19 protein-coding genes are annotated in these 17047 nt (G+C 71.5%); 7 read left to right on the top strand and 12 right to left on the bottom strand.

Annotated features, from left to right (window positions below; all coding sequences use genetic code 11):
* Positions 1-2 precede the first annotated feature (2 nt).
* Positions 3-452 carry a hypothetical protein gene (locus ACQP0N_RS01040; RefSeq protein WP_433116812.1) on the top strand — a complete coding sequence of 150 codons (450 nt, stop codon included), beginning with the start codon at positions 3-5 and terminating at the stop codon, positions 450-452.
* Between the two features lie 39 nt (positions 453-491).
* Here ACQP0N_RS01040 and ACQP0N_RS01035 read toward each other — a convergent pair whose 3' ends face one another.
* Positions 492-881: a hypothetical protein gene (locus tag ACQP0N_RS01035; protein WP_357132105.1), complete on the bottom strand. Its 390-nt coding sequence runs from the start codon at positions 879-881 to the stop codon at positions 492-494.
* A gap of 155 nt (positions 882-1036) precedes the next feature.
* On the opposite strand from ACQP0N_RS01035, the gene ACQP0N_RS01030 reads away from it, so the two are divergent.
* Entirely contained in the window at positions 1037-2380 is a 1344-nt protein-coding gene (locus ACQP0N_RS01030) for an ABC transporter substrate-binding protein (RefSeq protein WP_433116810.1), read from the top strand.
* Positions 2381-2446: 66 nt separating this feature from the next.
* Here ACQP0N_RS01030 and ACQP0N_RS01025 read toward each other — a convergent pair whose 3' ends face one another.
* On the bottom strand, positions 2447-3190 hold the full coding sequence (locus ACQP0N_RS01025; protein ID WP_433116808.1) for an enoyl-CoA hydratase/isomerase family protein: 744 nt from the start codon (positions 3188-3190) through the stop codon (positions 2447-2449).
* Positions 3187-4044, bottom strand: a complete 858-nt coding sequence (locus ACQP0N_RS01020; RefSeq protein ID WP_433116806.1) for a 3-hydroxyacyl-CoA dehydrogenase family protein — start codon at positions 4042-4044, stop codon at positions 3187-3189. The genes ACQP0N_RS01025 and ACQP0N_RS01020 overlap by 4 nt, the downstream gene beginning before the upstream one ends.
* Positions 4045-4221: 177 nt before the next feature.
* Between ACQP0N_RS01020 and ACQP0N_RS01015 the strand changes: the two genes are divergently transcribed.
* The gene (locus ACQP0N_RS01015; RefSeq protein ID WP_355048402.1) at positions 4222-4512 is read left to right on the top strand and encodes a hypothetical protein; all 291 of its coding nucleotides are present in this window, start codon (positions 4222-4224) and stop codon (positions 4510-4512) included.
* A gap of 45 nt (positions 4513-4557) precedes the next feature.
* Here ACQP0N_RS01015 and ACQP0N_RS01010 read toward each other — a convergent pair whose 3' ends face one another.
* Positions 4558-5337, bottom strand: a complete 780-nt coding sequence (locus ACQP0N_RS01010) for a class I SAM-dependent methyltransferase (protein WP_433116804.1) — start codon at positions 5335-5337, stop codon at positions 4558-4560.
* 53 nt (positions 5338-5390) lie between these two features.
* Between ACQP0N_RS01010 and ACQP0N_RS01005 the strand changes: the two genes are divergently transcribed.
* A complete protein-coding gene (locus ACQP0N_RS01005; RefSeq protein ID WP_355048404.1) occupies positions 5391-5783 on the top strand; it encodes a PPOX class F420-dependent oxidoreductase in 393 nt (130 codons plus the stop codon).
* 80 nt (positions 5784-5863) lie between these two features.
* Here the strand turns inward: ACQP0N_RS01005 and ACQP0N_RS01000 are convergent, their stop codons facing one another.
* Positions 5864-6073, bottom strand: a complete 210-nt coding sequence (locus ACQP0N_RS01000) for a BldC family transcriptional regulator (protein WP_007073996.1) — start codon at positions 6071-6073, stop codon at positions 5864-5866.
* Between the two features lie 251 nt (positions 6074-6324).
* Positions 6325-7164 carry a hypothetical protein gene (locus tag ACQP0N_RS00995; RefSeq protein ID WP_355048405.1) on the bottom strand — a complete coding sequence of 280 codons (840 nt, stop codon included), beginning with the start codon at positions 7162-7164 and terminating at the stop codon, positions 6325-6327.
* 194 nt (positions 7165-7358) lie between these two features.
* Between ACQP0N_RS00995 and ACQP0N_RS00990 the strand changes: the two genes are divergently transcribed.
* Both ACQP0N_RS00990 and ACQP0N_RS00985 read left to right on the top strand, forming a co-directional pair.
* A complete protein-coding gene (locus tag ACQP0N_RS00990) occupies positions 7359-8441 on the top strand; it encodes a Glu/Leu/Phe/Val family dehydrogenase (RefSeq protein ID WP_433116802.1) in 1083 nt (360 codons plus the stop codon).
* Positions 8442-8743: 302 nt separating this feature from the next.
* Positions 8744-8959 carry a DUF3073 domain-containing protein gene (locus ACQP0N_RS00985; protein ID WP_007454329.1) on the top strand — a complete coding sequence of 72 codons (216 nt, stop codon included), beginning with the start codon at positions 8744-8746 and terminating at the stop codon, positions 8957-8959.
* 142 nt (positions 8960-9101) lie between these two features.
* On the opposite strand, the gene amcA is transcribed toward ACQP0N_RS00985, so the two are convergent.
* The 5 genes from amcA to ACQP0N_RS00960 form a co-directional block, all read right to left on the bottom strand.
* Positions 9102-9341: a multiple cyclophane-containing RiPP AmcA gene (gene amcA / locus ACQP0N_RS00980; RefSeq protein WP_355048407.1), complete on the bottom strand. Its 240-nt coding sequence runs from the start codon at positions 9339-9341 to the stop codon at positions 9102-9104.
* Positions 9310-10413 (bottom strand): cyclophane-forming radical SAM peptide maturase AmcB, encoded by a 1104-nt coding sequence (amcB, locus tag ACQP0N_RS00975; protein WP_433121344.1) that lies wholly within the window; start codon positions 10411-10413, stop codon positions 9310-9312. Before amcB ends, amcA begins: the two co-directional genes overlap by 32 nt.
* Before the next feature lie 126 nt (positions 10414-10539).
* The gene (gene purM, locus ACQP0N_RS00970; RefSeq protein WP_355048408.1) at positions 10540-11694 is read right to left on the bottom strand and encodes a phosphoribosylformylglycinamidine cyclo-ligase; all 1155 of its coding nucleotides are present in this window, start codon (positions 11692-11694) and stop codon (positions 10540-10542) included.
* Positions 11695-11756: 62 nt separating this feature from the next.
* Positions 11757-13295, bottom strand: coding sequence for an amidophosphoribosyltransferase (gene purF, locus ACQP0N_RS00965; protein WP_433116800.1), 1539 nt, complete (start codon positions 13293-13295; stop codon positions 11757-11759).
* Between the two features lie 168 nt (positions 13296-13463).
* Positions 13464-13817, bottom strand: coding sequence for a sterol carrier family protein (locus ACQP0N_RS00960; RefSeq protein WP_357132134.1), 354 nt, complete (start codon positions 13815-13817; stop codon positions 13464-13466).
* 160 nt (positions 13818-13977) lie between these two features.
* Between ACQP0N_RS00960 and ACQP0N_RS00955 the strand changes: the two genes are divergently transcribed.
* Positions 13978-16032 (top strand): carboxypeptidase-like regulatory domain-containing protein, encoded by a 2055-nt coding sequence (locus ACQP0N_RS00955; protein WP_433116798.1) that lies wholly within the window; start codon positions 13978-13980, stop codon positions 16030-16032.
* 258 nt (positions 16033-16290) lie between these two features.
* Here ACQP0N_RS00955 and ACQP0N_RS00950 read toward each other — a convergent pair whose 3' ends face one another.
* A complete protein-coding gene (locus ACQP0N_RS00950; RefSeq protein ID WP_433121342.1) occupies positions 16291-17046 on the bottom strand; it encodes a 2-phosphosulfolactate phosphatase in 756 nt (251 codons plus the stop codon).
* Between the last annotated feature and the right edge of the window lies 1 nt (position 17047).

Below are 17047 nucleotides of genomic sequence, written 5' to 3'. Positions count from 1 at the left end.
GCATGTCATCCCCGACCGCTCGCCTGCTCGCCGTCGCCACGGCCGCCGCGCTGCTCGCCACCGGCGCACCCGCCCAGGCCGCCACGGTCACCCCGGGCGCCGACTCCACCGATTTCACCTCGGGGCCGAACCTCTTCGCGCCGCTCGCCACCTGCTACGGCGGCGCGGTCCGCTCGTTCTTCCAGACCGGCGGATACGGCGGCCAGGCCGGCCCGTACCGCACCACGACCCGGTGCCGCGACATCAACGTCCGCAACACCAGCGCGTACGCCACCGAAGCCTGCGTGATCTTCATCGACAAGACGAGCAACTGCAACTACTGGACCTACCTGCCGGCCAACTCCGGCTGGACCGTCGTCGCGACCAACGTCCGGGACGGGGTCAACTTCCGGGTCCGCTTCGACAACCTGCGCTACGAGTACGAGCCGCTGGTCGCGTACCACGCCTTCTGAACGGCCCGGGGGACGCGGCGCCCGAAGCGGGTGCCGCGTTCACTCGGCGCGGCTGCGCAGGGTGGCGATCGTCGAGCCGGCGAGCGTGAGCAGGCAGTCGGAGAGCAGCCCGTCGGCCGCCGCCGCGCCGAACAGGGCCTCGCCGGTCGATACGTCCCGGTTGGCGTAGGCGCTCACGAAGCGGGCCACCCAACGGGTGTCGTAGTCCGCCTGCTCGATGCCCGGGAACTCCAGCGCGCATCCGGTGCTCGTCGGCGCGTCACCGACCATCGTCGCGGCCAGGCACCAGGCGACCCCGTACGCCCCGGACAGGCCGGCCCGGTCGACGACGGCGTCGAACGTACCTGTCACGGCGTCCCCGTCCCCGGCCAGCGCCGATCGGAGCACGGCGGTCGCGTCGTCGAACGTTTGCTGTGGTAGGTCCGTCACGCAGCGCACAGTAGGACTGGGGGTCAAGCCACGGCGCTTTCGTCACTCTGCGTATTCCCAGTGAGCTACCTACGCATTGCGCCGCCTCCACGGTCCCGCGACCGGCCTCGGCACGCTAATGTGCGCAGCGGACCTTCGCCGGAGGAAGGACGACCATGCTCGTATCACGCCGCTCGCGGGTGGCCACACTGGCTGCCTGCGCGACGATCCTGCTCGCCACAAGCGCTTGCGGGGATGACAAGGCCCAGGAGGGGAGCGCCCAACAGGTGCGCCTCTACGGCACGGACGGCAACATGCTCAACTCCTACCCAGCGGAGTTGAAGGAACGCGCCGACCTCGTCGACGGAATGAAGGGGACCACGCCACTCACCCCACTGCCCGAAGACTTCAAGGGCCGGCTACGGTCCGTCAATCCGGCGCTGACGGACTACCTCTACTCCGCCGAGACGTACGACGCGGTGGTCATCGGTGTGCTCGCGGCCCAACTGGCCGGCAGCACCGACCCGGCGGCCATCGCCAAGCAGATCGTCGGCGTGACCAACAACGGACAGCGCTGCGAGACCCCGGCCAGCTGCCTCACGCTGGCCCGGGCCGGGCAGGACATCGAGTACCGCAGCGTCTCGCTGACCCGCGCCGGCTTCACCGACAAGGGTGAGCCGGCCACCGCGAGCTACGCCACGCTGACCTTCGACGGCCAGCAGCTCAACGACGGCAAGACCGAGTTCGTCGGCGCGGGCTCCGAGTCGGCGGCGAGCACCAAGACGCCGCCGAAGGGCAGGAAGCCGCGCGCCGGTGACGCCGACGACCAGAAGCCGCTGATCGTGGGCGGTCTGCTGCCGAAGACCGGTGACCTGGCGATCGCGTACCCGCCGATGGCGGCCGGCGCGGCGCTGGCCATCCAGGAGATCAACGCCGCCGGTGGCGTGCTGGGCAAGCCGGTGACGTGGAAGGACGGCGACGACGGCACCAACCCGGCGGTGGCGAAGGCGACCGTCGCCAAGCACGTGGCGGACGGGGTCAGCATCATCATCGGCGCGGGTGCCTCGGGAATCTCCCGCGAGGTGCTGCCGGACGTGGTCAGGGCCGGGAAGATCCTCTTCTCGCCGTCGAACACCGACGCGGGCCTGACCGACGTCGAGGACAAGGGCCTCTACTTCCGTACCGCCCCACCGGACAGCCTCCAGGGCCGGGCGCTGGCCGACGTGGTCCTCCGCGACGGGTCGCAGAAGATCGTCATCGTCGCCCGTAAGGACTCCTACGGTGAGGGTCTGCAGGCCACCGTCCGTGACGAGCTGGAGAAGGCCGGCATCCCCGGTGACCGACTCAAGCTGCTCACGTACGACCCGCCGGCCGACGCCAAGGCCGCGCCGGTGGACTTCTCCGGCGGCGCGAAGGAGATCAAGGAATTCGGCGCGGACGCCGTCCTGATCATCGGCTTCGGTGAGTCGGCCCAGGTGATCCGGGCCCTCGCCGACACCGGGGTGCAGATCCGGCACTGAGCAGTACCCGCGGACCGCGACGGCCGCACCGGCTCGACAGCCGGTGCGGCCGTTCCCGTTGCCGGGTCAGCGGGCCCGGCGGCGTTCCAGGAACTCGGTCATGCGGCGGTGCTTCTCCTCGTCCTCGAAGAGCACCGCCTGACTCACCAGGTCGAGCTGCGGGTGTGCGGCGGGGGGCGCGTCGACGGCCAGTTTGGTGAGCCGCAACGCCAGGGGCGAGGCCTGGGCCATCTCGTCCAGCAGCCCGTGTGCCGTCGTCAGCAGCTCACCGGGTTCGTCCACCACCCGGTTCACCAGACCGATCCGCAGGGCCTCCGCCGCGTCCACCCGACGGCCGGTGAACAGCAGTTCCTTGGCCCGACCTTCGCCGACGAGGGCGGGCAGTCGGTGGGTCGCGCCGGCGCCGGCCAGGATGCCCAACCGCACCTCCGGCTGACCGAACACCGCCCGGGCCGTGCACACCCGAAGATCGCAGGCGTACGCCAGTTCCGCGCCGCCGCCCAGCGCCGGCCCGTCCACGGCGGCCACGCTCGGCATGGGCAGTGCCCTGATCCGCGCGAAGGCCGCCGAGTTGATCGCGGCCAGGGCGTCCGTGCGGCCCCGCTCGCGGAGCTGGCCGATGTCGGCGCCACCGGCGAAGATGCCGTCCGCGCCGCCGGTCAGGAGCAGCAGCCGGGGACGGGCCTCCAACTCGGCGCAGACCTCGTGCAGCTCGGCGATCAGGTCGGCGTCGATGGCGTTGCGCTTCTCCGGTCGGGCCAGCGTCACCACGAGCCGGTCCGACCGCTCCTCGATCCGCAGACCACTCATTGCTTGACGCCACCTTCCCAGCGGTAGAAGCCGTGCCCGGACTTCTTGCCCAGCCGTCCGGCGGCCACCATCTCCACCAGCAGCTCCGGCGGCGCGAAGCGGTCCCCGTACGCGGCCTGGAGGGTACGGGCGATGTCGAGGCGCACGTCGAGGCCCACCAGGTCGGTGAGTTCCAGCGGCCCGACGGGGTGCCGGTAGCCGAGCACCATCGCCTTGTCGATGTCGGCGGGGCTGGCCACCTGGTCGGCGACCATCCGGATCGCCTCCAGCCCGAGGGTGACCCCGAGGCGGGAGGTCGCGAAGCCGGGCAGGTCGCGTACCACGACGGGGTCCTTGCCCAACCGGCCGGCGAGCGCGACGGCCGCGGTGGTGGTCTCCTCGGCGGTGGCCGGGCCGACCACGATCTCCAGCAGCGTCATCGCCCAGACGGGGTTGAAGAAGTGCAGGCCGAGGAAGCGCTCGGGCGCGCCCAGACCCGCGGCCAGCTCGCCGATGGCGATGCTGGACGTGTTGCTGCCGAGCAGGGCCGGGTCCAGGGCGGCGGCGTCGCGCAGCACCGCCCGCTTCAGGTCCAGCCGCTCCGGCACCGCCTCCACGACCACTCCCGGGGCGGGGGCGACGTCGGCGAGGCTCGGCCGCAGGATCACCCGTTCCCGGTTCACGGCGGCCTCGTCGGCGGTCAGCTTGCCGCGCTGCACCGCGCGCTCCCACAGGTCGGCGAGCCGGGTCAGCGCCGTCGCGCCCCGGTCCGCGTCCACCTCGACCAGCTCGACGGCGTGGCCGGCGCCGGCCGCCACGTACGCGATACCGAGCCCCATCGTGCCCGCACCGACGACCACGAAACGATCGTTCATCACGCCTCCCTGTCCGTCCCGGTGGCGCGCGGGGTCTCCGCCACGCCGGCCCGGGTGCCCGGCCCGCTGCGCTCGCTCATGGTGCGACCCTAGACAGCCCGGGACCCCGCCGAAGCTTGGGGGAGCGCGGGATCGGGTACGTACGGCCCGTCAACTCAACGGAAGGACCGCATCGAGATGAGCCAGGCACCGGAGAGCGTCACGACCGACTCCGAGACCGTGGAGACCCGGGGCGACGAACGGGTCGACCTGCTGCGCGCCGACACCAACAACGACGGCAAGACCGACGTGTGGGTGGTGGACACCGACGGCGACGGCAAGGCCGACCTGTTCCAGTTCGACACCGACGGTGACGGCAAGGTGGACATCACCATGGTCGACATCGACGAGGACGGCACCCCCGACGAGGTCGTCGACGGCGACGGCGGTCTCCCGCCCGAGCCGCTGCCCCCGACCGTTCAGGTCTGAGCCGTACGACGGCTCCCGCGTCCGAGGCGGCGCGGGAGCCGTCGCTCAGCCGGCGAGGCGCAGGGTGGCCAGGTAGTAGGGGGCGTCACGGTCGTCCACATCGGTCAACTGCCAGCCGCTGCCGTGCACCAGCTCGGCGAACTCGTCCGGCGAGCAGACCAGGTAGTCGAACCATTCGGTGCCGAGTTCCCGGTAGCGCAGCCGGAGCCGGAGCTGGCCTCCGAGCCGCCCCCGGCGTCGGTTGCGCTCGTGGTAGCCGGTGTGCACGGGGTCGCGGGTGCCGTACGGGTTGGTGCCGTGCGCGATGATCTGCGCCCCCGGTCGGGCCAGCGCGGCGAGTGCGGCGAGGAACACCGGGGCCCGCTCGCGCCCCTCGAACAGCCCGAGGTTGTTGCCGAGCAGCAGGAACGTGTCGTAGCGCCGGCCGTCGGCGACGTGGGTGTCCACCGTTCCGTGCACCAGCCGCCGTACGCCGCGACGCCGGCTCACGTCGAGCGCGCCCGCCGACGTGTCGAGGCCGGTGACGGGTACGCCCCGCTCCTGGAGCAGCAGCGCGATCCGGCCGGCGCCGGTGCCGACGTCAAGCGTCTCGCCCCGGGCCCGGTCGACGGCCCGGTGGTCGTACGGCTGCCAGTCGGCCGGCCCGTCGAGGTAGTGCGCCGCCGGAGCGCCGTTGATCAGACCGTCGTCCCGTTCGATGATCTCGATGACCGGCCGGGGCAGTCGGCCGCCGACCATCGGCCGGGGGCCGACCCCGGTAGCCACGGCGAGCGCGTCCCGCAGCAGCTCGCCGACCACGTCACCAATTGCAGGCTCCCCCGTCACGCCGTTCACGCTATCTGGCCGCTCAGTGGCCCGTGGCGGCCTATCCTGGCGGCGTGACCACCCTGGACCGGCTGTCGGCCGAGAAGTACATCCTGCTCACGACCTTCCGCAGGGACGGTCGGGCGGTGCCGACCCCGGTCTGGGCCGTCCGCGACGGGGACGCGTTGGCGGTGTGGACCCGTGCCGACTCGGGGAAGGTCAAGCGGATCCGCCACAACGGCGAGGTGACCGTGGCACCGTGCGACGTGCGGGGCCGACCGCACGGCGCGGAGGTGCCCGCCCACGCGACCCTCTACGGAGGCCGCGACACGGGCCGGGTCCGCGACCTGCTCAAGCACAAGTACCGCCTGATCGGTCGGCTGAGCCTGCTCGGCAGCCGGTTCCGTCACGGCGAGGGCGGCACGGTCGGCATCCGGTTGACGTTGACCGGCCCCGACACGGACTGATGCGCCACCGTGGGAGCCGAGCGGACATGAAAAGGGGCGGTGGATCGAGATCCACCGCCCCTTTGGAAACCTCTATCGGGTCAGTCGCCCTGCCGCTGCTGCGGGATCTGGCCCTGTAGCAGCGCCCTGACCTCCGACTCGCGGTATCGACGGTGGCCACCCAGGGTGCGGATGGCACTGAGCTTGCCCGCCTTCGCCCACCGGGTCACCGTCTTCGGGTCGACACGGAACATCGACGCCACCTCGGCCGGTGTGAGCAGCGGCTCTGGTTCGTGCGTTCGCGATGCCATCGGTCACTCCTCCACATGTATAGACATCGGCCGGGGTCCCGCCGGCCGACGCGTCTCCCATGGTCCGGCTAGTCCCCGATGTCCGACATGGGCCGAACGGATGAAGGTCCCTAGACGGACGGATGAACCATGCCCGATTTTTACGACTTTTACACGGCAGAAAGTACCTTATTCGGACTCATGATCACGGTTCGTGATGCGTCAACTACGAGACACCCTCGCTTTGGGAGCGCTCCTAGGGGCGATTTGCCTTAGTTGCACCGCTCCAGGAGCTGCACCGCGCGCCAGCGGGCCACCAACTTGTCGTACGCGGCCGACGCCTCGTCCGCCTCCCCCCGCGACAGGCCCGCGAGGCCACCGGCGACCAACTCCGGCGAGTCGTCGGCGGCGAGAGTCTCATCGGAGAGAAGGTCGACAAGGCCGCCGTAGTCCAGCTCCACCACCGAGCCCGGGTGGAACTCCTCCAGCCAACGCGCGGCCTCCTGGACCGCCTCGGTGATCGGCGCCTCGCCCACCGACTTACGCAGCACCGACAGCGCCCGGGACGAACGACGACGAGCCTTGGAGATCTCCGTCCGGTAGCGCAGCGCCCGCCGGCCCGGCTGGGTGACGAAGTCCCGCTCCGTCGGGTCGAAGAGCACGAACCACCGCAGGGGTACGCCCCAGGTGGCGATCTGCTCGTGCACCCGGGGCACCCCGTGCTCCAGAACCCGTGCGCCGCTGCGCCAGTCGTCGACGACCGCCCGGGCCTGCCCGGCGAGCACCGGCGGCACGAAGGCGTCGGCAAGCACCGGGGGCACCCCGTCCCGGGCGTTGAGCGCCGCCTCAGCGACCCGGATACGCAGGTTCCAGGGGCAGACCAGCAGGCTGTCGTCCGTCTCCAGGACGTACGCCTCCTCGGGCAGGTCGGGTAGGCGGGTCCAGCCCGCGCCCAGCGCCTCGATCACCGCCGTCCGTTGACGGCCGGGCCCCTCGACGGGAGCGATCGCCCGTCCCTCCGAGACATAGCGACGCCAGTAACTCTGCCGGTCCCGGTCGAAGGCGGTCAGCGGCTCGTACACGCGCAGGTAAGAAGCGAAGAGCGACGGCACCGCGCGATCCTCCCATGAACCCCACCCCCGCAGGGCCAGCGGCCGGACCGCGCGCCCCGCACCGTGGGACGGCGGCGGCGCGTCGGGCGGTCGTACGGCGGCCGATACTAGGCTCGATCACACCGGCAGCATCCCCGCCGGGGTCCACCAGGTCCGCGTCCCACAAGGAACGCACACCATCGTAGGAGCCAGTCATGGGCGTATTCGCGAGCACCGACGACCCGATATCGACCGGTCACGAACAGGTCGTCTTCTGCCAGGACAAGCAGAGCGGCCTCAAGGCGATCATCGGGATCTACTCCACCGCGCTGGGGCCCGCGCTCGGCGGCACCCGCTTCTACCCGTACGCCAGCGAGGACGACGCCCTCGCCGACGTGCTCGACCTGTCCCGCGGGATGGCGTACAAGAACGCGCTCGCCGGCCTGGACCTCGGCGGCGGCAAGGCCGTCATCTGGGGCGACCCGGAGCAGATCAAGAGCGAGGCGCTGCTGCGCGCGTACGGCCGCTTCGTGGAGTCGCTGGCGGGCCGCTACTACACCGCCTGCGACGTCGGCACCTACGTGCCCGACATGGACATCATCGCCCGCGAGACCCGCTACGTGACCGGCCGCAGCGTGGAGCACGGCGGCGCCGGCGACTCGTCGATCCTCACCGCCTGGGGCGTGTTCCAGGGGATGCGGGCGGCCGCCGAGCACGTCTGGGGCACGCCGAGCCTGAACGGCCGCCGGGTCGGCGTGGCGGGCCTGGGCAAGGTCGGCAAGTACCTGACCGGGCACCTGCTGGACGACGGCGCCGAGGTGGTCGCCACGGACGTCAACCCGAAGGCCCTGGCCTGGGTACGCGCCAACCACCCGCAGGTCACTCTGGTGGACGACGCAAGCGCGCTGGTCGCTGCGGACATCGACGTGTACGCCCCCTGCGCGCTGGGCGGCGCGCTGAACGACGACACCGTTCCGGCGCTGCGCGCCAAGGTGGTGGCCGGTGCGGCCAACAATCAGCTCGCGCACCCGGGGATCGAGAAGCTGCTGGCCGATCGGGGCATCCTCTACACGCCGGACTACGTGGTCAACGCCGGCGGTGTGATCCAGGTGGCCGACGAGATCGAGGGCTTCAACTTCGACCGGGCGAAGCTGCGGGCCACCCGGATCTACGACACCACCCGGGAGATCCTGCGCCTGGCGGACGCCGAGGGCGTGCCGCCCGCGGTCGCCGCGGACCGGCTGGCCGAGCGGCGGATGGCCGAGGTCGGTCGGCTGCGCACGATCCACCTTCGCTGACGCATCCCGGAGGCGGATCGACCGGGATCCGCCTCCGGGCCTCCCGTACCGCCCCGACTCGGTAGGCTGAGGCCCGGGTCAAGTTTGGCGTGTTTTGCCCGGTGTCACGGGTGCTCTCCGTTCCGCTCCTTACCAGGTACACTGGGTGACGGCCGGATCGCCGCGACGCGCAGAGCCGGCTGACGGTAACCCGAGGTGCCGAACGATGGCATCCCCATGTACCGTAAGAGCCACGAGAGATGCCTGACGTCATCGGGGCCCGCCTTCGGGCTGCCCCGCATTCTGTGCGAGGGGGTCGAGCCATGGGGCGCGGCCGTGCTAAGGCCAAGCAGACGAAGGTGGCCCGGGAGTTGAAGTACCACTCCCCGAACACCGACCTCACCGCCTTGCAGCGCGAACTGGCGGGTGCTGGTAAGTCTGAGCACCACTTCGACGACGACTCAAAAGAGTTCGTCGACGACGATGATGAGAATCACGCGGACGACGACCCCGATCCCTGGGTCCGTCCGACCCGCTGACCTCTCGACGTAGTTGAGCACGCGGTAACCCCCGCGTGCTCACGCATGTGTCCTTCGGGAGCGAGATCGGTGCCGATCATCAGGGGCCTGCCCTGGCCGGGGACTACCCCGTCTGGCCGACAGGCCCCTGATCACGGCCGCCCTAGCGCGGCCGGTTGTTCCAGTTGTAGAAGGTCGGGATGTTCTCGAAGTGGTTCCAGGCGCAGACCGCGCTGACGCCGTCTCCGCCCGCCACCTCGGCCCGTAGCCGCCGTGCGTCCGCAGCCTCCTGCAACAGCGCGACAAGCCCGGGGGCGGCCTCCCGTACGCGCTCGGTGACGTCGTCGTCCGGGGCATCGTCCGCTTCGCGCTCAGGCCGCCGGTGACTGGTGATCTCGGGCATGCTCCAACACTCCCTCCAATAGGCGGATCTTGCTGTTGCGGCAGTGCTCGGTCTCCGTACCGTCAAAACGCCCCAGCTCGAAGTAACGGTTGGCAGCGTGGCCGCCGCCACAGAAGCCGAAGTACGGGCATGACACCCGACACGCTTCCACCCCGGTCAGGAACTCGCCGACCCACGAGGTCGACGCGGCACCGGCCAGGATCCGGGCCAGCGGAGTGGTCAGCACGTTCCCACTGCTGAAGTCGCCGTAGCGCGGGTCGGTGAAGCCGGCCAGCTCCGGGGAGAGCACCGTCACCGAGCCGTCGTGGCCGATGGTCGGAATCGGATCCAGCCGGCGGGGCAGCACACCGTCCGCCGTGCCGTCGAGGACCGCCGCCGCGTACCGCAGCGACCACTCGACCTCGCGCAGGTGGACCCGGGGCGCCCGCCGCCAGGCCGCCACCAGTTCGGCCCAGAACGTCGTCACCGCCGCCGGGTCGTGGCTGTTGTCGCGGGTGTTGACCCCTTCGGTCTCCTCGATGTTGATACCCAGCACATCGCAGCCCAGATCGAGGAAGTAGTCGTACAGCTCCGCGGCGAGGCCCGGCGTCGGCCGGGACACCACGGCCAGCGCGGAGAAGGGCAGGTCGTGCCGGCGCAGCGCGGCCACACCCCGCAGGATCCGATCGTACGCCGGCTGACCGCCACGGTTGACCCGGTCGCCGTTGCGCTCGCGCGGCCCGTCCACGCTCACGCTCACCCGCATCTCGTGCCGGGCGAAGAACTCGCACCACTCGTCGTCGATCAACGTGGCGTTCGTCTGCACGTGGTGTTCGACCTCGGGCCCGAAGGGCGCGATCAGGGCGGCCAGGTGCTCCCGACCGGCCGCCAACGGCTCGCCGCCGTGCCACACGACGGAGAAGCGCCCGGACGCTGCCCACGGGTTTACCGCCGCCGCCACCGCCTCGGCCACCGGCACCGACATCCGCCGGTCGGCGGCCCGGAACGGCAGGTAGCAGTACGCGCAATCGAGGTTGCACAGCGTGGTGGGCTGCATGACGACGTACGACGGGACGGCGGCCAGCCCGCGCATCCCGCTGAACGTTGGTTCCCCAGCAGCCATCACCCTCCTCCGCCCAGCCCGAGCCTTTCAGGCTAGGCGGCGCCGGCCACTCGGGTGAAGCCCTGATCAGGTGCCCGTACGGTCACCGGAGCGTGATCAGCCGCGAGTGTGCTGACCCACCATCTGCACGTTGCCGGTGCCCTCGATGATCTCGCCCGCCTGCCAGGCCTCGACCCCACGGCCGGTCAGCGTGGCCAGGGCGCGGTCGGCGTCCTCGGCCGAGACGATCGCGAACATGCCGACGCCCATGTTGAACGTCGACTCCATGTCCTGGTCGTCGATCCGACCCTTCGACTGGATCAGGTCGAAGATGGGCTGCGGCTTCCAGGTGGACCGGTTGACCACCGCGTCGACGTGCTCGGGAAGCACCCGCACCAGGTTGCCCGGGATGCCGCCGCCGGTGATGTGCGACAGCGCCCGCACCTCGGCCTCCTCGATCAGCTTGAGGCAGTCCTTGGCGTAGATCTTGGTCGGGGTCAGCAACTCCTCACCGAGGGTCCGCTGCCGGCCGAAGTCGTCGATCACGATGTCCAGCCGCATCCGGGCGGCGCCGAGCAGCACGTGCCGGACCAGCGAGTAGCCGTTGGAGTGCAGGCCGGAGGAGCGCATGGCGATGACGACGTCACCCACCTCGACGCGCTCCGGGCTGAGGATGTCGGCCTCCTCGACCACGCCGACGCCGGTCGCGGAGATGTCGTACTCGTCGGGGCGCAGCACACCGGGGTGCTCGGCGGTCTCCCCGCCCAGCAGCGCGCAGCCCGCGTACCGGCAGCCGTCGGCGATGCCCGCGCCGATCTCGGCCACCTTGTCCGGAACGACCTCGCCGGTGGCGATGTAGTCGAGCAGGAACAGCGGCTCGGCGCCGCACGCCACCAGGTCGTCGACGACCATCGCGACCAGGTCGATGCCGACCGTGTCGTGGATGTCCATCTGCTGGGCGATGACCAGCTTGGTGCCCACACCGTCGGTCGAGGACGCCAGGATCGGGTTCTTGTACTTCTTCGTGTCCAGGCGGAACAGGCCGGCGAAGCCGCCGAGGTCACCCAGCACCTCGGGACGCCGGGTCTCGCGCACCTTCGACTTCAGCAGCTCGACCGCGCGGTCGCCCGCGTCGATGGAGACCCCGGCGTCGGCGTACGAGACGGAGCGCTTGCCCCGCTGGCGGCCGGCACCGCCCGTCCACGGCTGGTGGTCGCTGCCAGCGCCGTTCGGGCTGCTTCCTGCGCCGCTGCGCTCGGACACGTGCGTCACGGTTCTCCCCTTTTGTGGTTCTCGGTGCCGCGCCGGCGGTGGCCGGGCCGCGCCGGTTGGTGCTACGGGCGGTTTGCGGTCACGCCACCCGGAGTGGCGACGAGCGAGCCGAAGCTCTCCGGAGCCTCCGGCGTCGCGTTGGCGCCCCGGCGGCCCATCCCTTCGAGCACATGCTTGCCGATCAGGTTGCCAGCTGGCAGCTCGATCGGGTACTCACCATCGAAACACGCCCGACACAGCCGGGTCTTCGGCTGCTCGGTCGCGGCGATCAGGCCGGGAAGCGATACGTAACCCAGCGTGTCGGCGCCGATGGAACGCCGGATGCCGTCGTTGTCCAACCCGTTGGCCAGCAGCTCCGCCCGGGTGGCGAAGTCGATGCCGTAGAAACACGGCCAACTCACCGGCGGGGACGAGATCCGGACGTGCACCTCGAGCGCCCCCGCCTCGCGCAACATCCGGACGATGGCCCGCTGCGTGTTGCCGCGCACGATCGAGTCGTCCACGACCACCAGCCGCTTGCCACGCACGTTCTGCCGCAGGGGGTTGAGCTTGAGTCGGATGCCGAGCTGACGCAGGGTCTGCGACGGCTGGATGAAGGTCCGCCCCACGTACGGGTTCTTCATGAGGCCCGCGCCGTAGGTGATGCCGGACGCCTCCGCGTACCCGATCGCGGCCGGGGTGCCGGACTCGGGCACCGGGATGACCAGGTCGGCCTCGACCGGGTGCTCCTTGGCCAACTGGCGACCGATCTGCACCCGCGCCGCGTGCACGTTTCGCCCGGCGATGGTCGCGTCGGGACGGGCGATGTAGACGTACTCGAAGAGGCAGCCCTTCGGCTCGGGCGCGGCGAAGCGGGTGGACCGCAGCCCCTCCTCGTCGATCGCGATCAGCTCGCCGGGCTCGATCTCGCGCACCACGCTCGCACCGACGATGTCCAGCGCGGCGGTCTCGCTCGCCACCACCCAGCCACGCTCCAGCCGGCCGAGCACCAGCGGGCGTACGCCGTGCGGGTCGCGGGCCGCGTACAGCGTCGACTCGTCCATGAAGACGAAGCTGAACGCCCCGCGGAGCTGCGGCAGCACCTCGAGCGCGGCAGCCTCGACCGACAGGTCGGGGCGGCTGGCCAGCAGCATGGTGACCAGTGAGGTGTCGTTGGTCGAGCCGTCCGCGACCAGGCCGCGCTCGGCGACCTCCTTCTCCAACTCGGCGGTGTTGACCAGGTTGCCGTTGTGGGCCAGCGCGATGGTCGTGCCGGAATCGGTCGACCGGATGGTCGGCTGGGCGTTCTCCCAGTTGGACGCGCCGGTCGTGGAGTATCGGGCGTGCCCGATCGCCAGGTGGCCGCGCAGGCTGGCCAGGGTGGGCTCGTCGAAGACCTGGGCCACCAGGCCGAGATCCTTGTAGACCACCACGCCCGAGCCGTCGCTGACCGCGATGCCCGCCGCCTCCTGGCCGCGGTGCTGTAGGGCGTAGAGGCCGAAGTAGGTCAGATTCGCGACCTCTTCGCCGGGGGCCCACACGCCGAAGACGCCGCAGGCATCCTGGGGGCCAGGTCGTTGGGGGTCAAGGTCGTGGCTCAGCCGGCCGTCGCCTCGGGGCACTACCGCTCCCTCATGCTGGTCTGGACCGGCCTGGCGGGGATCACGGGTCGGATCCACACTTCTCGGCCGGGACCACTCTCGTCGCCTGACAGTGTACGCGAGTCAACGTCAATACAGATAGTCACGGTTTCCCTGCCGAGAGTCACGATCACTCGGACATCGGCGAAGCTAGAGGGGCAGATAGGCCGAGATGTCCGCCCGAATGCCGCTCACCTGAACACGACCATCGGTGACCGCGTCGGCCCACCCGAGCCGGCCGGTGGCGAGCTCCAACCAGGTCTGCGGCGACATCTCGACCACGTTCGGCGGGTTTCCCCTGGTGTGTCGAGGACCGGGGACGCACTGGATCGCACCGTATGGTGGGACGCGCACCTCCACCGATCGGCCGGGGGCGCGCTCCGTGAGGACGGCCAACAAGGACCGGACCGCCTCCCGGAGTACCGGCCGTTCGGGCGTACGCCCCTCGTCAAGCGCCGACAGAGCCGCCACGACGGCGGCGGACTTACTGTGCGGAGAGGACACGACGGGACGATACGACCCACAGGTGGAGCACCTGACGTTGGCCCTGGGTCGCGCCGATCCAGTGAGACAAGGCATAGTGGCCGACGGCGTATTCGTACCGTGATGATCCCCGGCCCGGCGCCCCGCCGGTCGAGGGACGTCAGCCCGGAAGGCGGTGGACGTGTCAACACACCGACGTGCCTGGAAGCAGCGGGCCGGTGTGGTCGCAGCGCTGGTTGCCGGCGCTCTGCTCGCCGTCCCCGCCACACCAGCAATGGCCGCAGAGGTCGAGGTCTCCCCCGGCTCGGTCACCGTGAACGCCGGCAGCGATGCCACGATCACCGTGCGCATCACTGGCGGTGACGATGACGAATCGGCGAAGGTCAGCCTCTCCGGGCTGCCCTCCGGGGTCAGCTGCGCCAGTGGTTGTGGCGACGTCAAACTCTCCGGCGGCGGCCTGGGCGGCCCGAAGGGGTCGGTGCTGGTCCGGATCGCGGCCAACGACAACGCCGGTGACGCGACCACGAACATCACGGTGGCGGTCGAGGCCGCTTCGGGCCCAGACACCGCCAACGTGTCGCTGACCGTCAAGGGCAAGGCCGCACCGCCGCCTCCGCCGCAGAACCAGACGGTGAAGTCCATCTCCGGCAAGGTGGTCAAGAAGGCTGACGGCGAGCCGGTGCCGAACGCGATCGTGATCCTCCAGGACACCGGCGGCCACCGGTACGACACGATCAGCAACGGCAGCGGCAACTTCAGCTTCACCGGCAGCAGTCAAAACCCGATCACGCCCGGTCGGATCGACGTGGGCGCGTCGGCCAACAGCATCCAGGCGTTCAAGAGCTTCACCGCCAACGCCGGGCAGTCGATCACCGGCCAGCGGATCAGCTTGGAGATCAAGGTCGAGGTGACGCCGAGCGCCACCCCGTCGCCCACCGCCGAGGCCACCCCCAGCGACGAGGCGACCGAGGAGGGTGCCGAGGAGCAGCCCTCCGAGGAGGCCAGCCCAGGCGCCCCGGCGAACGCCAGCAAGGAGGACGACGGCGGCGGCTTCGGCTCGTACCTGATCATCCTGCTCGGCGGCCTGCTCGTCGCGGCCGGCGTCGGCACGATCGTCCTGCTGTGGATGAAGCGCCGCGAGAGCGGCGACGACGATGACGAGCCGGCGGCGGCCGGCGCTGCCGGTGCCGGCGGCGCGGTTCCGGCGGCCCGTGGGGCCTTCCGCGGGGCCGACGACCAGACCCGGGTGGTCAACCGCCCCGGTGGCGCGCCCGACCCGACCATGGTCGGCGGCGCGGCGCTGAGCGAGGCGCCGACCATGATGCACCGCCCGGTCGTCGACGACGTCCCGCCGGACCCGTACGGCGCGCCAGCGCAGCCCTACGGCGCGGCGGGCCAGCAGGGCTGGGGCGGGACCGGCTACGACGACGAGCCCGGCCAGGGCGGCTACGGCGGCTACGGCAACGCCCCCGCCTCGGGTGGCGGCTACGGCACCGGGGCGACGCCGGACGGCGGCTACGGCGGTGGCGCGGACGGCTACGGCGCCGCACCCGGCTCCGGCGCGGGCTACGGCGGCGCTGCGGCCCCCGATGGCGGTTACGGCGGCGCTGCGGCCCCCGATGGCGGTTACGGCGGCGCACCCTCCTCGGGCGGCGGCTACGGCAGCCGTGACTACACCGCGCCGGCCGGCGCGGGCGGCTACCCGCCGGCTCCCACCGGTGGGGCGGCCGGCGGCTACGGCGAGCGCTTCGACGAGCCGACCGGCCGGTACACCGGCGACAGCACCCAGTACCCGGCGCCGGCCGACCCGTACGCCACCGGCGTGTACCAGCCGGAGCAGGGCCAGGGCTACGGCCAGCCCGACCCGACCGCCCCGTACGGCGGCGGTCGTGGGGCGGAGCCGACGGGCGGCTACGGCCAGCAGACCAACGCGTACGACCAGGGTGGCTACGGCCAGACCGGCGGCGGGTACGACCAGGGCGGCTACAGCCAGGAACCCCCGCAGCAACGCGGCGGCTACGACGACCGGGGCTACGACCAGGGCGGCTACGGCCAGACCGGCGGCGGGTACGACCAGGGCGGCTACGGCCAGGAGCCCCCGCAGCAACGCGGCGGCTACGACGACCGGGGCTACGACCAGGGCGGTTACGGCCAGCAGCAGGGTGGCCGGGCCCGTCCGGACAATCCCCCGCCCACCGAGCGAGGCGGCCGCCGCCTCGACTGGCTGGACGACTGACACCGGCACCACCCACAGCACAAGCGGAACGGCCGCCCGGAAACCGGGCGGCCGTTCCGCTGTCCCCACCCCACCCACCGCACCCCGCCCCACCCCACCCCACCCCGCCCCGCCGCACCCCGCCCCGTCGATCATGAAGTTAATGCCCCGACACGCCGCGTGCGTGGGCAATAACTTCATGATCACCGGGGGGCGCGGCGGGTGGCCGGCGAGGTGGGTGCCGCCACGGGGCTGCGGGCGGCGGGTGGGCCGGGTCGGTCAGGCGGCGGAGAAGACGCCCTGGCGGAGGACCGGTACGACGTCGGACACGCCGACCTGGACGGCGACGTCGACGTCGGCTTCGAAGCCGCCCTCGGTCAACTCCCGACCGGAGACGCTGCCGCGTACCGCGGCGGGTACGTCCGGAGTGCTGGCCAGCGCTGCGAGGGCCATGGCCGCCTCCACGGAGAGACCGCCCGGCACCCCGGACAGGGCGTCCAGCACGCTCGCCGCACCGAGTTGGTCTTCGACGCAGGGGCGTAGCGACGCGTCCGGCCAGCGCTCTCCGGAGGCGATGACGCCGATCGGGGCGTCCGTCGTGCCGTACCCCTGGCGGCGCAGCCAACGCCCGACGGCGCGCGCGTTACGCAGGCACGCCGCGACCACCGGCAGTCCGGTGGCGCTGGCGGCGGCGCTGATGGCCGAGCCGTTCGGCGAGGGCAGCACCAGGTCCGCGACGATCGGCGCGGTGCTCAGCGCGGCGGGTGAGAGTGACCACGGATGGTCGGCCGTCACCCGACGGCGGCCGACCGCCGCCACCGCGCCGACCCGCAGCGCGTACTCGGCGGCCTGCTCACCCCAGGGGAAGGGGTGCACCCGCATACCCCGGGCGACCGCCACCTCCACGGCGGTGGTGAACGAGAGCACGTCCACCACCACCAGCGCCGCGCAGACCCGGCCGAGTTCGGCCGCCCCGGTCAGGCCCCAGTCGAACCTGGCGCCTGACCCGGGCTGGCCGTAGACGGCCGCCGTCAAC

It is taken from the genome of Micromonospora sp. CA-246542 (genome assembly GCF_050942905.1).
Classification (GTDB): domain Bacteria; phylum Actinomycetota; class Actinomycetes; order Mycobacteriales; family Micromonosporaceae; genus Micromonospora.
Note: the sequence above shows the minus strand (reverse complement) of the source record. Positions and strands in the feature narration are given on the sequence as shown.

Coding starts and splice junctions, on each gene's coding strand:
- ACQP0N_RS01040 (WP_433116812.1), top strand. CDS start 3: ATGTCATCCCCGACCGCTCGCCTGCTCGCCGTCGCCACGGCCGCCGCG.
- ACQP0N_RS01030 (WP_433116810.1), top strand. CDS start 1,037: ATGCTCGTATCACGCCGCTCGCGGGTGGCCACACTGGCTGCCTGCGCG.
- ACQP0N_RS01025 (WP_433116808.1), bottom strand. CDS start 3,190: ATGAGTGGTCTGCGGATCGAGGAGCGGTCGGACCGGCTCGTGGTGACG.
- ACQP0N_RS01020 (WP_433116806.1), bottom strand. CDS start 4,044: ATGAACGATCGTTTCGTGGTCGTCGGTGCGGGCACGATGGGGCTCGGT.
- ACQP0N_RS01015 (WP_355048402.1), top strand. CDS start 4,222: ATGAGCCAGGCACCGGAGAGCGTCACGACCGACTCCGAGACCGTGGAG.
- ACQP0N_RS01000 (WP_007073996.1), bottom strand. CDS start 6,073: ATGGCATCGCGAACGCACGAACCAGAGCCGCTGCTCACACCGGCCGAG.
- ACQP0N_RS00990 (WP_433116802.1), top strand. CDS start 7,359: ATGGGCGTATTCGCGAGCACCGACGACCCGATATCGACCGGTCACGAA.
- ACQP0N_RS00985 (WP_007454329.1), top strand. CDS start 8,744: ATGGGGCGCGGCCGTGCTAAGGCCAAGCAGACGAAGGTGGCCCGGGAG.
- amcA (WP_355048407.1), bottom strand. CDS start 9,341: ATGCCCGAGATCACCAGTCACCGGCGGCCTGAGCGCGAAGCGGACGAT.
- amcB (WP_433121344.1), bottom strand. CDS start 10,413: ATGCGCGGGCTGGCCGCCGTCCCGTCGTACGTCGTCATGCAGCCCACC.